The sequence below is a fragment of the Klebsiella sp. 141240 genome (assembly GCF_050600805.1).
In the GTDB taxonomy this organism is placed as follows: Bacteria; Pseudomonadota; Gammaproteobacteria; order Enterobacterales; family Enterobacteriaceae; genus Klebsiella; species Klebsiella aerogenes.
This window is the reverse complement of record NZ_JAQIRK010000002.1, coordinates 53,190-73,146: the sequence shown is the minus strand read 5'-3', so window position 1 is coordinate 73,146 and position 19,957 is coordinate 53,190. Positions and strand designations below refer to the sequence as shown.

Sequence of the window (19,957 nt, the reverse complement as noted above, 5' to 3'; positions counted from 1 at the left end):
ACGCACTCCTTTAAGCTGGTTGAGCTAGTTTTTTTTCAACCAGCCGGCAAACAGACGGGTCACGATAGGCATCCACAACCAGACCACCAACGCAACCACCAGGGCATCGTTTATCAGATGCAGTAACAAGCTTCCCCGTAACTCCGGCAGCGCCATGCCGGTCAGCCACGGCACCAGGTTGGTACTTGGGAAGATGACCAGCAGGGTTATCAGAAACTGTTTCCAGCGCAGCGGCTGGCGAACATTAGCCGCAGGTGGGGTAAACCAGAACGCCGGTTCGGTGCGGATTTCGGTACGATCGCCATCATTGAGAAACGGCGCGATTTCCGCGACTAACTCGCGACGGGTTTCCGACTGCGTCCAGGCATAGAGATGTTCTATGGTGTCGAAGCGAATAATCACGCTCCAGAGATTTTGCCCAGCCGCCGGACGGATCACGTTGGCGCCAAGATGGCCGGGAAACTCCGCCGCAACCGGCATGATTTTCCCCAACCATGCTTCATAGCGCTGGCCGTTTTGTGGATCGAGATGATGACTGATGACCAGCGTCACTGATTTCTGTTGCGCCATTAAGAGTTCCTTGCTTCAGGGGAATGACGGGATTTCTCCCGCCATCAGCCATAAATGACAATACACAAAATCATTCATGCCGCATTGAGGCGGCAAGATTGCCCGCCCTCGAGCACTGACATCAGCCAGTGACCGGGGCGGGCAAGCGAAGCCAACAAAGAGGCAGCTTGCAGGATGAAGTGTTTTAGGCTTTACGTTCCGGCGCGCCGTGCACCATGGTATAAGCATAATCCACGCCCATACCGTAGGCGCCGCTATGTTCGCGAACCAGATCCATCACCGCATCGTAAGTCTCTTTACGTGACCAGTCGCGCTGGTACTCCAACAGAACCTGCTGCCAGGTCACCGGTACCGCGCCGGCCTGCACCATACGGTCGATGGCGCGCTCGTGAGCGTCAACGGAGGTACCGCCGGAGGTATCGGTGACCACGTACACTTCATAACCTTCTTCCAGCGCCATCAGCGCCGGGAAGGTCAGGCACACTTCGGTCCACAGCGCGGAAATAATCAGTTTTTTACGTCCAGTGGCTTTCACCGCATTAACAAAACCGGCGTCTTCCCATGAGTTCATAGAAGTACGTTCAATTGGTTTCACTTCAGGATGAACCGCCAGCAGTTCCGGCCAGATATAGCCGCTGAAGCTTTTGGTTTCGACAGAGGTATAAATAACAGGAACGTTAAAAATCTTGCCCGCTTTGGCCAACGCGACGGTGTTATTTTTCAGCGTCTGGCGATCGATATTGGCCACGCCAAAAGCCATTTGCGGCTGGTGGTCAATAAAAATAAGGGTGGAATTAGACGGATCAATCAGTTCACGAATAGACATAACACATCCTATTAATCAATTAGTTAGGAAGATAATACACTGCCGTTGTGCTGTGCTGATTGTGGCCAATAACGCATGATGAGTATAGTCAGTAATTTCTAACGAGTTATTAAAGAATTCTTTCCGTTTTAATTCACTTGAGTAAAAATAATGGCCGTTTGAATATTTAAATAAAGCTAATCAAAAAATTACGGGAAACTGTTCTAATTTATTCACTGGAATTGAACATGGCCCTTCGGTAAAACAACGTTATTATTAGACTGACGGATCGAAACTAATGCGTTTAAACCTTGATGTACTTTTGATTCTTGATGCTCTGGATAGACATGGCTCGTTCGCGCTGGCGGCCGAGTCGCTATTTAAAACCCCCGCCGCGCTGAGCTATATGATCCAAAAACTGGAAAACGATCTGAACATCAGTCTGCTGGATCGTTCCGGGCACCGGGCGAAATTTACCGATACCGGTAAAATGATGCTGGAAAAGGGGCGCCTGCTGCTCAATGCCGCCAACGATCTGGAAAAACAGGCGCAGCTACTGAGTTCCGGCTGGGAGCGGGATCTGGCGATTGCGCTGGACGACTCTTTTCCTTTCCAGGCCCTATTGCCGCTGATTGAAAAGTTTTACGCGCAATATCCGCAAACCCGGCTCAACTTTACCCACCATACTCTGGCGGGCTCTTGGGAAGAGCTGACTCACAACGGCGCGGATATTATTCTTGGGGCGATTAACGAACCGCCGACCTCCGCGGAATGGTCATGGAAAATGCTCGGCGCGATGGACAACGTGTTCGTTGTCGCGCCCGGCCACCCGCTGGCGGCAACGACCCAGCCGCTGACCAACAAACAACTCAGCCTGCATCGCGCGGTGGTTATTAGCGATAGCGCCCGCTACTGTCATCCACTGAACAGCAACCTGCTCGATGAGCAGGAGCAAATCCGGGTAGATGATTTCGCCACCAAAGTCGCGCTCCTGCGCGCCGGTTTGGGATGCGGATTCCTGCCCCGCCACATCGCCCGCCCGTGGCTGGAGAGCGGTGAGTTGCTGGAGAAACCGGTGATTTCGAGCCGTGAGAAAGATATAACCTATATGGCCTGGCGTAGCGGCAATAACGGTCTGGCTCAGCGCTGGTGGCGAGAGGCTATTCTCGAAGATAGCTGTCTGAGCCAGCTCTACCGTTAACGGCTACACCAGACGCTTGCGGAAATCGCGGGCAAACTCAGCACATCATCGTGCATGTCGCCCGCGCCTTCTTTTCGCTGCCACGTTTTCCCCTCCAGCAAAGGCGATGCGTCGATTACCACCTCGCAGGCATGACCGCGGTTTATCGCCACCAGCACCCGCTGCTGTTTGTAAACGCGAACAAAGACCACCACGTTATCTTCCGCATAGATGACCTGGCAGCCGCCGTAGCGCAGCGCCTGATGCCCCTTACGCAAGGTGGCCATACGCTTATATAACGCCAACAAGGTTTCATCCTGCAGTGCCGGATCCCATGGGAAGGGTTTACGGCAGAAGGGATCGTTGTTGCCATCGACGCCGACTTCATCACCATAGTAAATACACGGAACGCCCGGCCAGCAGAACAGCCAGACCACCGCCAGCGGCAGTCGCGCCACATCTTTACCCAGCAAGGATTTGAAACGCGCGGTATCGTGGCTATCCAGTTGGTTAAACATCCGCAATTGCTGCTGATGCGACAGTCCGGCGCGATAGTTATCCATCCACGCCATACAGGTTTGCGCATCGATGTGCTGCGGATCGTAGGAAATATCGGTATTAGCGAGGAACCCCCACAGCGGGAAGGTAAAACCGCGATAGTTCATCGCCGCATCTTCGGCATCAGCCTGCAGCCACTGACGCGCATCGCCAAAATGCTCGCCGAATACAAAAGCCTCTGGCTGCTCCCGCTTCGCCGCCTGGGTGATACCGGCAATATGGCGCAGGTTATTACGCGCGCCGCCATCTTCGCCCAGCATATGCACCACGTCCAGCCGCCAGCCGTCCATACTCCACGGCGCTTTTAACCAGTGGCGCACCACGCTGTCTTCGCCCGCATAGATTTCGTTAACCAGGCTCGATGAACGGTAGTCAAGTTTTGGCAGACTGGCGTAACCCAGCCAGTTATGCGCCACCCCTTCCTGCGAAAAATTAAACCACTCACGCCAGGGTGAATCCGGCTGGTGGCAGGCGCCATTGCTCGCCTGCTGGTGGCGATCGAACCACGGGTGCGAATCACCGGTATGGTTAAACACGCCGTCGAGGATTAGGCGCATCCCTTCACGCTGCGTATTGTGGCGCAGACGCAACAGCGCGGCATCGCCGCCGAACTGCGGATCGACACGGCGGTAATCAGCGGTATCGTATTTATGTACGCTGGGCGCGACGAATACCGGGTTAAGATACAGCGCGGTCACGCCAAGCTGCTTCAGATAGGGAAGTTTCTCGCTAATACCGTCGAGGTCGCCGCCATAAAAGGTCGAACCGCCCGCTTCGCCGGTCAACGGCTCGTCCCACGCTTTTAGCACAATATTCTGGCCTGCGGCATGATGGTAATAAACCTGGTCCTGCCCGGCTTCTCGCGCCTCGCTACGGGCAAAACGGTCGGGAAAGATTTGATAAAAGACCTGATCGGCGACCCACTGCGGGCCGCTATCCGGCACATCAACCGCAAACTGTTCCAGCCGCGCGGGCGGAAAACGCTGGAAACCCTGCGGCGTAAACCACAGCTGGCGGTCAGCCCACAGCAGCTTAAAGCTATAGCGGCGGCGCGGCTGGCCGTTCGCCAGTTTAATCTCCCCACGCCAGGCGACGACATCAGTATGTGGGGATTGGCGCAGGCGCTGCATGGGCAACGACAGCTCTTCATTGTCTTCTTCCGCGCGCAGCGTGATCCGCTGCGGCATTGTTTCGCCGCTTAGCCACAATGTGATAACGAGTCGTTCCTGCTGCTCTTTAATAAAAGGAGCAACCGGCAGGTGCCAGGCCTTCAACATCATCATTCCTCTTTTTGCGTAATGGCCACACCTTGCCACAGTGAACAGGCGTATAACTCATCATCAATAGAATAATTGGGGGAGGAGAAAGGAGGAGGATGTGATTTTTCCGGGCCGCGACAAAGCCGGACCCGGAAGAGCGGAGAATTACTGCGCCTGTGCTAACTGGCGGTCGCGGCGGGTCTTAATTTTCCAGCCAACCAGCAGCAGCGCGATCCACGCAAAGCCGACGTACAGCGAAATGCGGGTATCCGGATGGTAGCCGATAAGCGCGATGATAAAGACCAGGAACAGCAGGCCGACCACGGTAGTTGCTACGCCGCCCGGCACCTTAAACTTCAGCGCTTTCACCTCTTCCGGCGACAGGCGACGACGGAAAGCGATTTGCGACAACAGGATCATAATCCACACCCACACGGTGGCGAAGGTCGCCAGCGAGGCAATCACCAGGAAGACGTTTTCCGGCATGATGTAGTTGAGATAGACCGCAAACAGCAGCGCCACGGTCATCACCAGTACCGTCACCCAGGGCGTACCGCGACGCGACGTTTTGGCGAACACCTTCGGCGCGCTCCCCTGTTCGGCCATTCCGTGCAGCATACGGCCAACGCCAAATACGTCGCTGTTAATCGCCGATAGCGACGCGGTTAACACCACGAAGTTCAGGATGCCGGCGGCAAAGGTAATTCCCATATGCTGGAAGGTCAACACGAACGGGCTGCCGTTAGTGCCCACCAGGTTCCAGGGATAGATAGACATAATGACGAACAGCGTCCCCACGTAGAACACCAGGATACGCATCGGCACCGAATTAATCGCCCGCGGAATGGATTTTTCCGGATCCTTCGCTTCACCGGCGGTGATACCGATAATCTCAATCCCGCCGTAAGCGAACATCACCATCTGCAGCGACATCACCATTCCCAGCCAGCCGTTACTGAAGAAGCCGCCGTTACTCCATAAGTTATGAATACCGGTTGGCTGACCGCCGTTGCCGATACCCCAGATGATGATGCCGAAACCGGCAAGGATCATGATGATAATCGTGGCGACTTTAAAGAATGAGAACCAGAACTCCAGTTCGCCGAACACCTTCACGCTCATCAGATTGACGGCGCAGATAATCAGCACCACGCTCAGTACCCATATCCAGTGCGGCACCGCCGGGAACCAGACGCCCATATAGATACCGAAGGCGGTCACGTCGGCAATCGCGACGATCAGGATTTCAAAACAATAGGTCCAGCCGGTGATATAGCCGGCCAGCCCGCCGAGGTTCTCCTGCGCATAACGCGAGAAAGAGCTGGCGGAAGGGTTATGCACCGACATTTCGCCCAGCGCGCGCATGATGATATACGCCGCCACGCCGCCGATAATGTATGCCAACAATACGCTCGGCCCCGCCATTTTAATGGCGTCTGCCGAACCATAGAACAGGCCGGTACCAATAGCGGAACCAAGGGCCATAAAGCGAATGTGCCGGGTACTTAGCCCGCGCTTAAGCTTGTTACTACTTTCCATCGTGTTCCATGCCGTTTTTCTCGTTTGTGCTTTGCGGGGGCAAAACGCAAAAGGGAATGACCAAAAAAACAAAAAACCACGGGACCTTAAGTCCCGTGGTTAAACACCTGCGTAAAGCGTCGGTTAGTGGGCTTTTGAGACCACCGGGCTACCCGCTGCGCGATCGATGATCGCGGCCAGCACAGCCATCACCGCGGTTGGCAGCAACCATGCCAGACCTTGCGCTGCCAGCGGCAGGCTCGCGGTCCATTGCGGCAGGATATCTGCGAACGCCGATGCTTTAACACCGTCAATGATACCAAACATCAGGCTGATAAACATTGCCGGCGCGATAACGCGGGAGGAATTATGCCACCAACCGCGGGTAAAGCTTAATACCACCAGTGCGATACACGGCGGATAAATAGCGGTTAACACCGGAATCGAGATCTGAATCAGATGGCTGAGCCCCAGGTTAGAAACCGCCATGGAGAACAGGCCGAGAATAAACACCAGCGAACGATACGACAGCGGCAGATACTGCGCGAAGAACTCAGCGCAGGCGCAGGTCAGGCCAACCGCGGTGACCAGACAGGCGATAAATATCAATGCCGCCAGCAGGAAGCTGCCCGCGCCGCCGAAGGTATGCTGCACGTAGGAGTGCAGAATAGCCGCGCCGTTTGCCGACTGATCGACCAGCGTCGCGCTATCGGAACCCAGGCGGAACAGCGCCAGGTACAGCAGCGTCAGGCCCACGCCGGCCATCAGACCAGCCCAGACGGTGTAGCGAGTCAGCAATCGGGCTTCGCTAACGCCGCGGGAACGCGCGGCATTAACGATAACGATACCGAAGACCATCGCTCCCAGCGTGTCCATGGTCAGATAGCCATTAACGAAACCATTAGAGAACGGCGCGGTACGATAGGCTTCCATCGCGTCGCTAATCGGGCCAGCCGGCCAGATTACCGCGGCCACCGCGAGCACGACCAGGGCGATAATTTTCAGCGGCGCCAGGAAGTTGCCGACGGTATCCAGCAGTTTGCCCGGATAGAGGGAAACCAGAATCACCAGCGCGAAATAGATAACGCTATAGATAAGCAGCGGCAGCGCGCCGTCGCCGGTCAGCGGAGCAATCCCCACTTCAAATGAAACGGTGGCGGTACGCGGGGTCGCGAACAGCGGCCCAACCGCCAGGTAGCACACCACGGCCAGCAGAATGCCCGCAACTTTGCCGATTGGCGAGCTCAGACGCTCAACGCCGCCGCCGACTTTCGCCAGCGCGACTACCGTTAGCACCGGCAAACCCACGGCGGTAATCAGGAAGCCAATGGCTGCGGTCCAGACGTGTTCGCCGGCCTGTAAGCCAACCATCGGAGGGAAGATAATGTTGCCTGCGCCAACGAACAGCGCGAAGGTCATAAAGCCCAGCGCGATGATGTCGCGAGATTTTAACTGATGGGTCATAAATTCATTACTGCCTGTGGATGTGGTGTTGTAAAAAACGGAAAAATACCGTGCCTTCCTTTCGGGATGATACAGCGGCCATTGCCTGTAAACTCAGCGAGATATGCTCTCGAAGCGGCGTGGAAAAGAATTGTTTTTTGAATTACCACGCAAAAGCAGTCTTACCGGGACTGCATAGGGGGCAATTTAAACGCTTATAACGTTTTAAAGCAAGGTGGGATCGTAAAACCAGATGATTATGCTAACTATGATTTTGAACCTGGATTAATTGACCATAACGACGCAAAACGCGTGGCTAATCATGCGAACAATAAATAACCAGGCGTTCGTTTAATACGCAACGAAAAGTTGACTGCAAATGAAAATGACCAGCCGAAGCTGGTCATTGGCAAGGAAAGCTGACAGACGCCGCGTCAGGCGACATTTTTGGCAATTAAACGTTCCGGCAGCAGGAAGCTAAAGCGCGTTCCCTTCCCAACCGTACTTTCGATTTCCAGCCGGCTTTCGTGATGGCTAACCGCATGTTTCACAATAGCCAGCCCTAAACCGCTGCCGCCGGTTTGCCGGGAACGCGCCTTGTCGACGCGGTAGAACCGCTCGGTTAGCCGGGGTAGATGCTCAGGCGCAATGCCCGGGCCGTTATCCTCAACGCTAAACAGCGCGCCGTGCGGCGCCCGCTGCCAGACGACGCGGATCTCGGTTCCCGCTGGCGTATGGTTTACGGCGTTGTACACCAGATTGGAAATCGCGCTGCGCAACTGCTCTTCGTTACCCATCACCTGGAGCGTTTCGTCGACGCTAAAGTGCAACTGATGCTTACCCTGGCTTAGCGTTTGCGCCTCGCGCTCAACCACCCGCAGCATCATCGGGACGTCGATTTTATCGTTCATCGCCAGCACCGGCGCGGCTTCAATACGCGAGAGCGTCAGCAACTGCTTCACCAACCCTTCCATCCGCTGCGTTTGCTCACGCATGGTATGCAGGGCTTTTTCCCGCGTCGGCCCTTCCAGCACCTGCTCCTGCATCATCTCGAGATAACCCTGCAGTACGGTGAGCGGCGTGCGCAGCTCGTGGCTGACGTTGGCGAAAAAGTTACGCCGCGCGCCTTCCAACTGGTGCATTTGCGTGACATCGCGCGCCACCATCAACCACTGTTTATCGCTATAAGGCATCACGCGAATTTCCAGATGACGGGCGTTATTGAGCACCAGATTAAGGGGCTTGGTGAAATCACGGTTTTTCAGATAGTTAGCAAACTCTGGGTAGCGCAGCAGGTTGAGGATATTCTGCCCGCTATCGTCCGGCCAGCGTAGATTAAGGATTTGTTGCGCCAGGCCATTACACCAGAAGATGGCGCCCTCTTCGGTGGTCAGCACCACCGCATCGGGTAAGGATTCCGCCCCGCTGCGAAAGCGCTTGATAAGGCTTCCCAGCTCGCGGCGACGTTTTTTATTACGCATCTGCATTTGATGCAGACCATACAGCAGCGGTTCCCAACTGCCGCTTCCCGGCGGCGGCGTCATACTGCGGTCGACCCACAGCCACCATGACAGACGTAACAAATTCCAGAAATGCCAAATAAGCAACCCGGTCACCGCCGCCAGTAAAAACCACGGCAGATGACCGAAAAACGCCCCGAGGATCAGGGCCGGGATACAACATAAGAAAAGCTCAAGCGCCAGCCTTTTCCATGACAGCCGTTCCAGCACGGGTCACACTCCTGTCAAAATTCAGAAACGGGCGGAGAAACGATATCCCGTGCCGCGAACCGTCTGTACCATTCGGTCATGGCCGCTATGTTCCAGCGCTTTGCGCAGGCGGCGAATATGCACATCCACCGTCCGGTCTTCAACGTAAACGTTGGTTCCCCAAACGTGATTCAGCAGCTGTTCACGGCTGTATACGCGTTCCGGGTGGGTCATAAAGAAGTGTAATAATTTAAACTCGGTCGGCCCCATATCCAGCGGATTTTCACCGGTCATGACGCGATGCGAGGAAGGATCCAGGCTCAGCCCCTGCATCTCAATCACCTCTTCAACCGCCATTGGCGAAATACGGCGCATCACCGCCTTAATTCGCGCCACCAGCTCCTTCGGCGAAAACGGTTTGGTAATATAATCATCCGCGCCGGTTTCCAGACCGCGAACGCGATCTTCTTCTTCGCCGCGCGCCGTCAGCATCACCACCGGAATATCGCGGGTCATCGCTTCGCGCTTAAGCTGTTTAATAAACTGTAGCCCCGATCCGCCCGGCAACATCCAGTCGAGGAGAATCAAATCGGGCCAGGGTTCATTGAGTTGATTCACCGCACTGTCAAAATCTTCCGCCTCGACGGGCTGAAAGCCGTTTTGCTCCAGAACAAAGCAGACCATTTCGCGGATTGGAGCTTCATCTTCAACGACCAGAATTCTTCTCGCCATTATTTACCCTGTGTTTTTTAGCCATCAGTATAGAAGTGCGCGGCCATTATGCGTCAGATTTGTGACAGATTTATGAAAAAATGACCGTCTGATGAATACGGATTTTTAATGATGACACGCACTTAACGCATCCAGTCTCACCGTAATATGGCAAAAGGAATACGGGCGGCGGGATCGACGTTATAATGGCCGCCTGGCTTTTATCGCAACGGAATTTTTATGCGCATCCTTCATACCTCCGACTGGCACCTCGGCCAGAACTTCTACAGCAAAAGCCGCGCGGACGAACACGCCGCCTTTCTCGACTGGCTGCTGGCGCGCGCGCAGGAACACGAGGTGGATGCCATTATCGTCGCTGGCGATATTTTTGATACCGGCTCTCCGCCGAGCTACGCCCGCGAACTGTATAACCGTTTTGTCGTTCAGCTGCAGCAAACCGGCTGCCAGTTGGTGGTGCTGGCGGGCAATCACGATTCGGTGGCGACGTTAAACGAGTCGCGCGAAATTCTCGCCTTTCTGAAAACCACCGTGGTCGCTAACGCCGGCCACGCGCCCTTTATCTTACCGCGGCGCGACGGCACGCCCGGCGCGGTCTTCTGCCCGGTGCCGTTTTTGCGCCCGCGCGAACTGGTGGTCAGCCAGGCTGGCCACTCCAGCGGTGAAAAACAGCAGCAGTTACTTACCGCCATCAGCGACTATTATCAGCAGCAATATCAGCAGGCCTGCGATCTGCGCGGCGAACGCGTATTACCGATCATTGCCAGCGGCCACCTGACCACCGTCGGCGCCAGCAAAAGCGACGCGGTCCGTGAAATCTATATCGGCACCCTCGACGCCTTCCCGGCCAACCGCTTCCCGCCCGCCGATTACATCGCGCTCGGCCATATTCATCGCGCCCAGGTGGTTGGCGGCTGCGAGCATATTCGTTACAGCGGTTCGCCGCTGCCGCTGAGCTTTGATGAAACCGGAAAAAGCAAAAGCGTTAATCTGGTCTCGTTCAGCGAAGGCAAGCTCAGCGAGGTGACGCCGCTGCCGGTGCCGATCACCCAGCCGCTGGCGGTACTGAAAGGTGATTTCGCCAGCATCAGCGAACAGCTTCAGCAGTGGCAGGATAGCGCGCAGCAGCCGCCGGTCTGGCTGGATATCGAAATCACCAGTGATGAATACCTGCACGATATCCAAAGAAAAATTCAGCAGCAGACCGAATCGCTGCCGGTGGAAGTGCTGCTGGTGCGCCGCAGTCGCGCCCAGCGTGAACGCATTCTGGCCGGCGTTCAGCGAGAAACGCTGAGCGAACTGCAGGTTGAAGAGGTGTTTGCCCGCCGCCTGGCGCTGGAAACCCTTGATGCTCCGCAGCAACAGCGGCTGGAGCAACTGTTTACGGAAACGCTGCATAGCCTGAACGGTGAGGAACACCTGTGAAAATCCTGAGCCTACGCCTGAAAAACCTTAACTCGCTGAAAGGCGAATGGAAAATCGACTTTACCGCTGAACCATTCGCCAGCAATGGGTTATTCGCGATTACCGGGCCGACCGGCGCCGGGAAAACCACCCTGTTAGATGCCATCTGTCTCGCGCTGTACCACGAAACGCCGCGCCTGAGCAGCGTATCGCAATCGCAAAACGATCTGATGACCCGCGACACCGCCGAGTGCCTGGCGGAAGTTGAATTTGAGGTACGGGGCACCGCCTATCGCGCCTTCTGGAGTCAGAACCGCGCCCGCAACCAGCCGGATGGCAATCTGCAGGCGCCGCGCGTTGAGCTGGCGCGCTGCGACGACGGTAAAATTCTTGCCGACAAGGTCAAAGACAAACTGGAGCTGACGGCATCGATCACCGGCCTCGACTATGGGCGCTTTACCCGTTCAATGCTGCTTTCGCAGGGGCAATTCGCCGCTTTCCTCAATGCCAAACCGAAAGAGCGCGCCGAGCTGCTGGAAGAGCTGACCGGGACTGAAATTTACGGGCAAATTTCCGCGCAGGTCTTTGAAAAACATAAACTCGCCCGCATTGAGCTGGAGAAGCTGCAGGCGCAGGCCTCCGGCGTCGTACTGTTAAATGATGAGCAAGAGCAGGCGCTACAACAAAGTTTGCAAGTACTTACTGCTGAAGAACAGCAGCAGCTTGCCGAACAAACCCGTCAGCAAAATGGCCTACAGTGGCTGCGCCGCCGTCAGGAGCTAAACGCGGAAGCCACCCAGGCGCAGGCCGCTTTACAGCAGGCGTTACTGGCGCAGGAAGCCGCCGCACCGCAGCTGGCTGCGCTACAAGCCGCGCAGCCGGCAGAGCAACTGCGCCCAATATGGTCGCGGCTGCAGGAACACAGTACCGCGCTGGCGCAAACCCGCCGTCAGGTTGAGGAAGTAAATACTCGCTTACAGGATAGCCTGCGCCGTCGCGCCGGGATCCGCCAGGCTGCCCAACAACGGCTGGCTCAACTTGAAACCAGCCAGCAATCGTTGAATGAGTGGCTTAAAGCGCACGAGCGATTCCAGCAGTGGAGCACGGCGCTGGCGGGCTGGAAAGCCACCTTCCAGCAGCTTAACCGCGACGCTCAGCAACAGTTGACGCTACAACAGCGCCTGCAGGATGCCAGCCGCAAGCTCGGAGAATTGCCGGCCACCGCGCTAACCCTCGATGCGCAGCAGGTCAGCCGCGAGCTGGCACAGCATGCCGCCGCCCGCCCGCTGCGCCAACGGCTCTCAACCCTCCATCGCCAGCTGCAACCGCTGTACCTGCGTTTGCAGCAGCTGCAGAGCGCGGAAAACGCATCACAGCAGGAAAAAGAGAAGCTTGAAGCCGCGCTACAACAGCGGCGTCAGGCTTGGAAGGAAAAAAACCAACAATTCAGCGATGTAAAAGCCATCTGCGAACTGGAAGCGCGTATCGCCGGGCTGGAAGCCGAGCGCGCCCGCCTGCAGCCAGGCGCGCCTTGTCCACTGTGCGGTTCCGAGCATCATCCGGCGGTCGCGGAATACCAGGCGCTGGTGCCCGGCATCAACCAAACTCGCCGCGACGCGCTGGAGCGTGAAGTGCGGCAGCTGGCGGAAGAAGGCGCGCAGCTGCGCGGCCAGCTTGAAGCGCAGCTTAAACAACAGCAAAAAGACGCTGACGAGAAAACATCGCTTCTGCAGCAGGAGCAAGCGCTCACCTCTCAATGGCAAGACACCCTCGCGGAATTGGCGATTACGCTGACGCCGCAGGATGATATTGCCGGTTGGCTTGATAGCCAACAGCAGCATGAACAGCAGCTGTATCAGCATCAACAACGTCTGGCCTGGCAGGCGCAACAGCAGGAGAGCCAGCAGCAGCTGCAGCAGTTACAGCAGGATCTCGAACAACGCCGTAGCGCGCTGCATGCAGAGCTTGCTGTGTATTCGCTGGAACTGCCGCCTGCCGCGGAGGCTGACGGCTGGCTGGCCCAGCGTGAAGCCGAAACCCGCGGCTGGCAGGCGAAACAAAATGAAGCCGCCGCCCTGCAGGAACAGCGCCAGCAGTTAACGCCGCTGCTGGAAACCCTGCCTGAGTCAACGGAAACCGCGGATCCCGTGCCACTGGAGGGCTGGCGGCAGGTGCACGATGATTGCCTGGCGCTACAGAGTCAGTGGCAAACGCTGAGCCAGCAGGAAAGCCAGCAGCAGGCGCTGGTGAAGGAAAGCGAAAAGCAGTTTACCGCCGCGCTGGCCGCCAGCCCGTTTGTCGATCGGGCTGCATTTCTTGCCGCTCTGCTTGACGAGGCAACCCGCCAGCGGCTGGAACAACTCAAGCAGACGCTGGAAAAAGAAGTTCAGCACAATCAAACGCTGGCCCTGCGGGCGCAGACGTCGCTTGAACGCCATCAGCAACAGCCGCCCGGCGATATTGATATTAACCAGCCGCTGGAGCAGCTAGAGAATAGGCTGGAGCAGCTGGCGCGCCAGTTGCGGGAAAACAGCGCCCGTCAGGGTGAGATCCGCCAGCAGTTGAAGCAAAACAGCGATAACCAACAGCGCCAGCAATCATTACGTCAGCAGATGGAACAAGCCGCGCAGCAGGTCGAAGACTGGGCCTGGCTGAATGCGCTCATCGGTTCAAAAGAAGGCGATAAGTTCCGTAAATTCGCCCAGGGGCTGACGCTGGATAATCTGGTGTGGCTGGCTAACCAGCAGCTCAACCGCCTGCATGGTCGCTACTTGCTGCAACGCAAAGCCAGCGAGGCGCTGGAGCTGGAAGTGGTGGATACCTGGCAGGCCGACGCGGTGCGCGATACCCGCACGCTTTCCGGCGGCGAAAGCTTCCTTGTGAGCCTCGCGCTGGCGCTGGCGCTATCTGACCTGGTGAGCCATAAGACGCGGATTGATTCGCTATTCCTTGATGAAGGATTCGGCACCCTGGATAGCGAAACGCTGGATACCGCGCTGGATGCGCTCGACGCGCTTAACGCCAGCGGCAAAGTTATCGGCGTGATTAGCCACGTCGAGGCGATGAAAGAGCGTATCCCGGTGCAGATTAAAGTAAAAAAAATAAACGGTCTGGGATACAGTCGGTTGGAGAAAACGTTTGCGGTAGAGTGAAGTCTTCCCCTCTCCCACTGGGGAGAGGGAATGAGATCATAGCGGCCACAGCCATGCCGCGCCGCGTACGCCGCTGGAATCGCCGTGCATCGCCTGGCGAATCGGCGTCTCGCATTCTCCGCCGAATACCCACTGCTTCACCAGCCCCGGTACCGTTTGATACAGGCGTTCGACATTGCTCATCCCGCCGCCTAACACAATGACATCCGGGTCGAGGATATTCACCACATGCGCCAGCGATTTCGCCAGCCGCTGTTCGTAGCGGCTAAGCGCCAGTTCGGCCTTTTCGTCACCGTCACCCACCAGGCGCATAATCTCGCTGCCGGTTAACGGTTTTCCGCTCAGCCGCTGATAGTCGGTAGCGAAGCCGGTGCCGGAAATAAAGGTTTCAATACACCCCTGCTTGCCACAGTAACAAGGGACCTGTTGGCGGTAGATCAGCTCATCTTCATCCATCCACGGCAGCGGGTTGTGTCCCCATTCGCCGGCAGTGCCATTGCCGCCGATATGCGCGCGCCCGTTCAACGCCACCCCCGCGCCGCAGCCGGTACCGATAATGACCGCAAACACGGTTTGCGCCCCCGCGGCCGCGCCATCAACTGCTTCCGAAACCGCCAGGCAGTTAGCATCGTTGGCAAGCCGGACCTCACGATTGAGGCGCTGGCTGAGGTCTTTATCGAAGGGTTGTCCGTTCAGCCAGGTCGAGTTGGCGTTTTTCACCACCCCGCTATACGGCGAAATCGAGCCGGGGATGCCCATACCGACGGTGCCGCGCTGCCCGGTCGCCTGCTCGGCCATCTCCACCAGCGAGGCAATGGTCTCGATGGTCTGGCGATAATCCTCCCGCGGGGTTGGCAAGCGGTGGCGAAATAACTGCTGGCCCTGCTCACTCAGGGCGATGACTTCTGTTTTTGTTCCACCTAAATCAATACCAATACGCACAGTCTGCTCCTCACCCCGATTAACAATGCAAGCATAGCGACAATTCGCTATCATGCCCGCCTGATTTAACGACAAAGCCGTGGAAATTATCATGCTGTGGTTCAAAAATTTAATGGTTTACCGTCTGAGCCGCGATATCGAATTGCGTGCCGAAGAGATGGAAAAACAGCTGGCCGAGCTGACATTTACCCCTTGTGGCAGCCAGGATATGGCGAAAACCGGTTGGGTATCGCCGATGGGATCGCACAGCGACGCGCTGACGCATACGGCAAACGGCCAGATCGTTATCTGCGCCCGTAAAGAAGAAAAGATCCTGCCGTCGCCGGTGATCAAACAGGCGCTGGAAGCGAAGATCCTCAAGCTCGAAGCCGATCAGGGCCGCAAGCTGAAGAAAACGGAAAAAGATTCGCTGAAAGATGAAGTTCTGCACTCGCTGCTGCCGCGCGCCTTTAGCCGCTTCAGCCAAACGATGATGTGGATCGATACCGTCAACGGCCTGATCATGGTGGACTGCGCCAGCGCGAAGAAAGCGGAAGATACGCTGGCGCTGCTGCGTAAAACGCTGGGCTCGCTGCCGGTGGTGCCGCTGACGCTGGAAAATCCGATCGAGCTGACGCTGACCGAATGGGTGCGCTCCGGTAGCGTGGCTCAGGGCTTCCAGCTGCTTGACGAAGCCGAATTGAAAGCGATGCTGGAAGATGGTGGCGTGATCCGCGCGAAGAAACAGGATCTGGTGAGTGATGAGATCGCCGTACATATCGAAGCGGGTAAAGTGGTCACCAAACTGGCGCTCGACTGGCAGCAGCGTATCCAGTTTGTGATCTGCGACGACGCATCGATTAAACGTCTGAAGTTCTGCGACGAATTACGTGACCAGAATGAAGATATTGACCGCGAAGATTTTGCGCAGCGTTTTGACGCCGACTTTATTTTAATGACCGGCGAGCTGGCGGCATTGATTCAAAATCTGGTGGAAGGCCTGGGCGGCGAAGCCCAGCGCTAACGCGCCACCTTCCTGCCGGGCCCGGAAAGTGGACGCGGCAGGAAGGCGCTTAAATTACAGATAACGGCACAGGTAGGAAGTCGGTTCCGCCACCTGCAGGTGGAATTCGCTATTACCCGGCACGTTAAACACTTCGCCTGCCGCGTAAACTTTCCATTCAGTTTCACCCGGCAACAGCACGTTCAGCGCACCGCTGACCACGGTCATCTCTTCCGGCTGGGCGGTGCCAAAGGCGTATTCACCCTCTGCCATCACCCCAACGCTGGCGCGGCCGGTACTGCTGCTGGTGAAGCCGATAGATTTCACTTTCCCTGAAAAATACTCATTGCTTTGAAGCATAAACAAGACCTTATCATCGTTGGTTGAAGCTTCAATATAGGGGGCGCTCCTTGCCCCTGTCACGTAAAATTAATCGATAACGTCGGGTTAAACTAATAGTTCTGCCGCCAGTCGCGAAACCAGCACATTTGACAATAATACCGGGACATCCAGCGCCTTTTGTAATACGTCGCGGTGATGCTGATGATAGCCAAGACAGTCGAGCACCAGTACATCCGCCCCCTGTTCGACTAAACCTCTTCCTGCATCCAGCAAATCGCTATCGCTGCCGCCCATCGGATTCGCCAGCGCATAGTAAGGCGTATTTTCTAAAGTGAGCCACTTTTGCCGCTGCAGGGGCAGGACTTCTTCAACGGGTACAATCACGCCCACCTGATGGCCATCGACAATCGATGCCACCAGCGGAGGAATAATCCGTTCAGGCTCAAGAAGGATAGCGTTGTGCGTCGCAAGGCCGCTCAACTGCTCGGAACTGAGAAGAAGAATGACATCATATTCCTGCCGATCCAGCATCTCGATAACGCAGCGCAGATCGCGCTCCACCTTTTGGCGGGAGACTTCCACCAGTTGGTTGTCATTGAGTAAGGTCAGCAGCCCCTGGTCGCCGGATTCCACGGCATAATCTTCCATAACGTCTTCACGCGTCATTTTACCTAACAGGCTAATATGGGTGATCTGCTCTTCCCTGATATGTTCGGTTAACAGCGGCAAAACTTCCGCCACCGGCGCTACGCCAATGGTCAAAATTGCCATCGTTGCACTCATATCATGTACCTTTTCACTACCACTGCTTCAACACAGGCTTTTCACACACGACATCCGCCCCCCTGGTGAGTAAAAATCAACCGTCGAGAAGCGTAGCAGCTCAGCGCCGCTGCGGAATGTAAAGATTCCAGAAGTTTCAGAGTCGCTCCTGAAAAATCCGTATGTTAGGTATTCATTAGTACCATTGATGAATTAAAAATGTGAGCTGGGCCCGGTATTGCCATCTTCATGACGCAAACCGGGCCGGGGGATTAGGTTTTCTCGGGATCTTCGTAACGCCGTTTGGCGTCTAACGCTTCCTGCTCGGAGGGATGTTCGCTGATTAGCGAATCGGGTGTCGGGTAATCCGCACGCAGCTGATACCAGGTGACCGTCTGACCCGCGGCGCCTTTTTCGACGGCGACAACGCGTGCTTGTCTCGGATAAGGGGGTCTGTTTGGCATTGTTCTTCCTTTTTCGGCTGTCAGAACAATTAAGTATAGGCTCCGCTTTCCCCCCTGACCCAGGTAAAATCCTAACTTACCGTCACATCGCACAGCATGGTCATAATCTGTTCAACCACCTCATCCGGCGTCGCGGTGGCGTCTACGGTATGATGGGCGGTTTCGCGGTACAGGGCTTCCCGCTGCGCCAACACTTCGCCGACTTCCTCGCGGACGGGCTTACCGGTCAGCGTTGGACGCTGTTCCGCCTGTGGGTATGCTTCCAGACGCTCAATCAAGGCGTTAACAGAAGCCTGCAGATAGATCACGATACCGTTTTCACGCATAAACAGACGATTGCGTTCAGCAAGAATAATCCCTCCGCCGGTCGCAATCACCGTATCCGGCAGCGTAACGGCCTTCAGCGACAGCGTCTCCAGTTCACGAAAGCGCTCCCAGCCCTCTTTCTGCACGATTTCCGCTACCGTGCGTTTCTCATGAGCCTGTAAACGATGATCGGTATCGGAAAACTGGAAATGCAGCGCGCGCGCCAGGGCATGGCCGATCGTCGTTTTACCGCAGCCTCGCGGCCCGATGAGAAAAATTGGTTGTGTCATTACCGAAGACCCCCTGGTTCCGCGTGTCGCGGAGAAATAAAGGCGAAAAGTACGCCATGATACCTGCAAATGCCTGCCACGATAACCGTAAAATAATCGTTACATTTTTTAGGGAACCCTATTTACCATAGAGTTTGAATGGATTCCGCATGTAAACTTATCATTGCATTTAGTGTTATGCCAGCTTTACTTAAAATCGAAGGATTATTTTTTATCCATCGTTTGCCGTAAACGGTAACACATTTCTGCACAGCTTTACGCTGCAACATATTTACAACACCGGCCGACCGTCGCACTCTGACGGTAAATGACCCGTGTGACAGAGGAATGTATCATGCAATCTGAAGAACAACGCCTTATTGATGGCCTGTTTTCCCGTTTAAAAGAGGCCGAGACGCACAGCGCATCGCGCGACGCCAGCGCCGAGGAGCGGATTGCCCAGCACGTAACCCAGCAGCCGGCGGCCCCGTACTATATGGCGCAAACTATCCTGATTCAGGAAGCGGCTATCAAACAGCTTAACGACCGCATTCAGGCGCTGGAGGCGCAGGTTAGCCAGCTGCAGGCGGCAAAACCGAGCAGCGGCGGCTTCCTGTCGGGCCTGTTCGGCGGCGGCCAGTCCCGCGGCGCCGATCCGATTCCCGGGGCCGAGCAATATGGCCGCCCGCAGGCCAATAACGCGCAACCGCAGTATGCGCCGCAGCAAAACTATGCCCCGCAGGCGGCCGGGCGCAGCGGCGGCGGCTTTATGGCGGGCGCGCTACAAACCGCGGCCGGGGTGGCAGGCGGCGTGGTGCTGGGCAATATGCTGACCAATATGTTCAGTGGTTCACACCCGCAGGAGATCGTGAACATCATCGATGAACAGCAGCCGCAGCAGCAACAAGACGTCAGCCCGGCGCTGGATAATAACGCCGCCGAGGATCCGTTCCGCCAGCAGGACGATCCTTTCCTGGCGGACAACAACACCCTTGACTCCGATTTCGACGCCGGCTTCGGCAATGACGATGATTTCGGTAGCGATGACGACAGCTGGGTTTAATCCTGCTGACGTTTAACCGCAAGCAGCCACTTTTCCAGCTCGGCGGCAAATAACTGCCGATCGCGCTGCGATAAACTATCCGGGCCGCCGGTCTGTACGCCGCTGGCCCGCATCGTCTCCATAAAATCACGCATCGTCAGGCGCTCGCGAATGGTCGCTTCACTGTAGCGCTCGCCCCGCGGATTCAGCGCCGCCCCCCCTTTCGCCAGCACTTCCGCCGCCAGCGGGATGTCGGCGGTGATCACCAAATCGCCCGGTTCACAGAGACGGACAATCTCGTTATCGGCAACATCAAAACCCTGCGCCACCCGCAGCGCGCGGACGTAGCGCGACGGCGGAACCCGCAGCGACTGGTTGGCGACCAGCGTCAACGGCGTCTGCGTGCGTTCGGCGGCGCGGAACAAAATTTCTTTAATGACATTCGGACACGCGTCCGCATCTACCCAAATCGCCATTTCGGCTCCTGTCGTTGGCAAAGGTTGCGACATTGTCGCCTGCTT

General features: G+C 56.4%; 18 protein-coding genes. 5 read left to right on the top strand and 13 right to left on the bottom strand.

The window, feature by feature from the left end:
- Positions 1 to 24: 24 nt before the first annotated feature.
- Positions 25 to 570 carry an antibiotic biosynthesis monooxygenase gene (locus tag PGQ95_RS03345; protein ID WP_087860410.1) on the bottom strand — a complete coding sequence of 182 codons (546 nt, stop codon included), beginning with the start codon at positions 568 to 570 and terminating at the stop codon, positions 25 to 27.
- Positions 571 to 754: 184 nt separating this feature from the next.
- Positions 755 to 1,396, bottom strand: coding sequence for a hydrolase (locus PGQ95_RS03340; RefSeq protein ID WP_020079504.1), 642 nt, complete (start codon positions 1,394 to 1,396; stop codon positions 755 to 757).
- Positions 1,397 to 1,673: 277 nt separating this feature from the next.
- Between PGQ95_RS03340 and PGQ95_RS03335 the strand changes: the two genes are divergently transcribed.
- On the top strand, positions 1,674 to 2,576 hold the full coding sequence (locus tag PGQ95_RS03335) for a LysR family transcriptional regulator (RefSeq protein WP_047740004.1): 903 nt from the start codon (positions 1,674 to 1,676) through the stop codon (positions 2,574 to 2,576).
- Here the strand turns inward: PGQ95_RS03335 and malZ are convergent.
- The 5 genes from malZ to phoB form a co-directional block, all read right to left on the bottom strand.
- Positions 2,573 to 4,390 carry a maltodextrin glucosidase gene (malZ, locus tag PGQ95_RS03330; protein ID WP_430917257.1) on the bottom strand — a complete coding sequence of 606 codons (1,818 nt, stop codon included), beginning with the start codon at positions 4,388 to 4,390 and terminating at the stop codon, positions 2,573 to 2,575. The two genes, PGQ95_RS03335 and malZ, sit on opposite strands and share 4 nt — an antisense overlap.
- Before the next feature lie 147 nt (positions 4,391 to 4,537).
- Positions 4,538 to 5,911, bottom strand: coding sequence for a proline-specific permease ProY (proY, locus tag PGQ95_RS03325; protein ID WP_047044535.1), 1,374 nt, complete (start codon positions 5,909 to 5,911; stop codon positions 4,538 to 4,540).
- A 123-nt stretch (positions 5,912 to 6,034) separates the two neighbouring features.
- Positions 6,035 to 7,354 carry a branched-chain amino acid transporter carrier protein BrnQ gene (brnQ, locus tag PGQ95_RS03320; RefSeq protein ID WP_015368011.1) on the bottom strand — a complete coding sequence of 440 codons (1,320 nt, stop codon included), beginning with the start codon at positions 7,352 to 7,354 and terminating at the stop codon, positions 6,035 to 6,037.
- Positions 7,355 to 7,767: 413 nt separating this feature from the next.
- Complete coding sequence (phoR, locus tag PGQ95_RS03315) at positions 7,768 to 9,063, bottom strand: phosphate regulon sensor histidine kinase PhoR (protein WP_045390952.1); 1,296 nt, start codon at positions 9,061 to 9,063, stop codon at positions 7,768 to 7,770.
- A gap of 21 nt (positions 9,064 to 9,084) precedes the next feature.
- Complete coding sequence (gene phoB, locus PGQ95_RS03310) at positions 9,085 to 9,774, bottom strand: phosphate response regulator transcription factor PhoB (RefSeq protein WP_004099401.1); 690 nt, start codon at positions 9,772 to 9,774, stop codon at positions 9,085 to 9,087.
- Between the two features lie 219 nt (positions 9,775 to 9,993).
- Between phoB and sbcD the strand changes: the two genes are divergently transcribed.
- Positions 9,994 to 11,196: an exonuclease subunit SbcD gene (gene sbcD, locus PGQ95_RS03305; RefSeq protein ID WP_113373725.1), complete on the top strand. Its 1,203-nt coding sequence runs from the start codon at positions 9,994 to 9,996 to the stop codon at positions 11,194 to 11,196.
- On the top strand, positions 11,193 to 14,327 hold the full coding sequence (sbcC, locus tag PGQ95_RS03300; protein WP_308958598.1) for an exonuclease subunit SbcC: 3,135 nt from the start codon (positions 11,193 to 11,195) through the stop codon (positions 14,325 to 14,327). Before sbcD ends, sbcC begins: the two co-directional genes overlap by 4 nt.
- Positions 14,328 to 14,363: 36 nt before the next feature.
- On the opposite strand, the gene mak is transcribed toward sbcC, so the two are convergent.
- Positions 14,364 to 15,269 carry a fructokinase gene (gene mak, locus PGQ95_RS03295; RefSeq protein ID WP_087860416.1) on the bottom strand — a complete coding sequence of 302 codons (906 nt, stop codon included), beginning with the start codon at positions 15,267 to 15,269 and terminating at the stop codon, positions 14,364 to 14,366.
- 91 nt (positions 15,270 to 15,360) lie between these two features.
- Here mak and rdgC point away from each other — a divergent pair, with 91 nt between their 5' ends.
- A complete protein-coding gene (gene rdgC, locus PGQ95_RS03290; RefSeq protein ID WP_047050739.1) occupies positions 15,361 to 16,272 on the top strand; it encodes a recombination-associated protein RdgC in 912 nt (303 codons plus the stop codon).
- 54 nt (positions 16,273 to 16,326) lie between these two features.
- Here the strand turns inward: rdgC and ppnP are convergent, their stop codons facing one another.
- The 4 genes from ppnP to aroL all read right to left on the bottom strand — a co-directional run bounded on the left by ppnP (position 16,327) and on the right by aroL (position 18,415).
- Positions 16,327 to 16,611, bottom strand: a complete 285-nt coding sequence (ppnP, locus tag PGQ95_RS03285; RefSeq protein WP_015368017.1) for a pyrimidine/purine nucleoside phosphorylase — start codon at positions 16,609 to 16,611, stop codon at positions 16,327 to 16,329.
- 87 nt (positions 16,612 to 16,698) lie between these two features.
- Positions 16,699 to 17,376, bottom strand: coding sequence for an AroM family protein (locus tag PGQ95_RS03280; protein ID WP_015704547.1), 678 nt, complete (start codon positions 17,374 to 17,376; stop codon positions 16,699 to 16,701).
- A gap of 251 nt (positions 17,377 to 17,627) precedes the next feature.
- Positions 17,628 to 17,819: a YaiA family protein gene (locus tag PGQ95_RS03275; RefSeq protein ID WP_015368019.1), complete on the bottom strand. Its 192-nt coding sequence runs from the start codon at positions 17,817 to 17,819 to the stop codon at positions 17,628 to 17,630.
- A 71-nt stretch (positions 17,820 to 17,890) separates the two neighbouring features.
- On the bottom strand, positions 17,891 to 18,415 hold the full coding sequence (gene aroL / locus PGQ95_RS03270) for a shikimate kinase AroL (protein WP_213317087.1): 525 nt from the start codon (positions 18,413 to 18,415) through the stop codon (positions 17,891 to 17,893).
- A gap of 334 nt (positions 18,416 to 18,749) precedes the next feature.
- On the opposite strand from aroL, the gene PGQ95_RS03265 reads away from it, so the two are divergent.
- Positions 18,750 to 19,457: a DUF2076 domain-containing protein gene (locus PGQ95_RS03265; RefSeq protein WP_087860417.1), complete on the top strand. Its 708-nt coding sequence runs from the start codon at positions 18,750 to 18,752 to the stop codon at positions 19,455 to 19,457.
- Here the strand turns inward: PGQ95_RS03265 and PGQ95_RS03260 are convergent.
- A complete protein-coding gene (locus tag PGQ95_RS03260; RefSeq protein WP_015368022.1) occupies positions 19,454 to 19,912 on the bottom strand; it encodes a YaiI/YqxD family protein in 459 nt (152 codons plus the stop codon). The two genes, PGQ95_RS03265 and PGQ95_RS03260, sit on opposite strands and share 4 nt — an antisense overlap.
- Between the last annotated feature and the right edge of the window lie 45 nt (positions 19,913 to 19,957).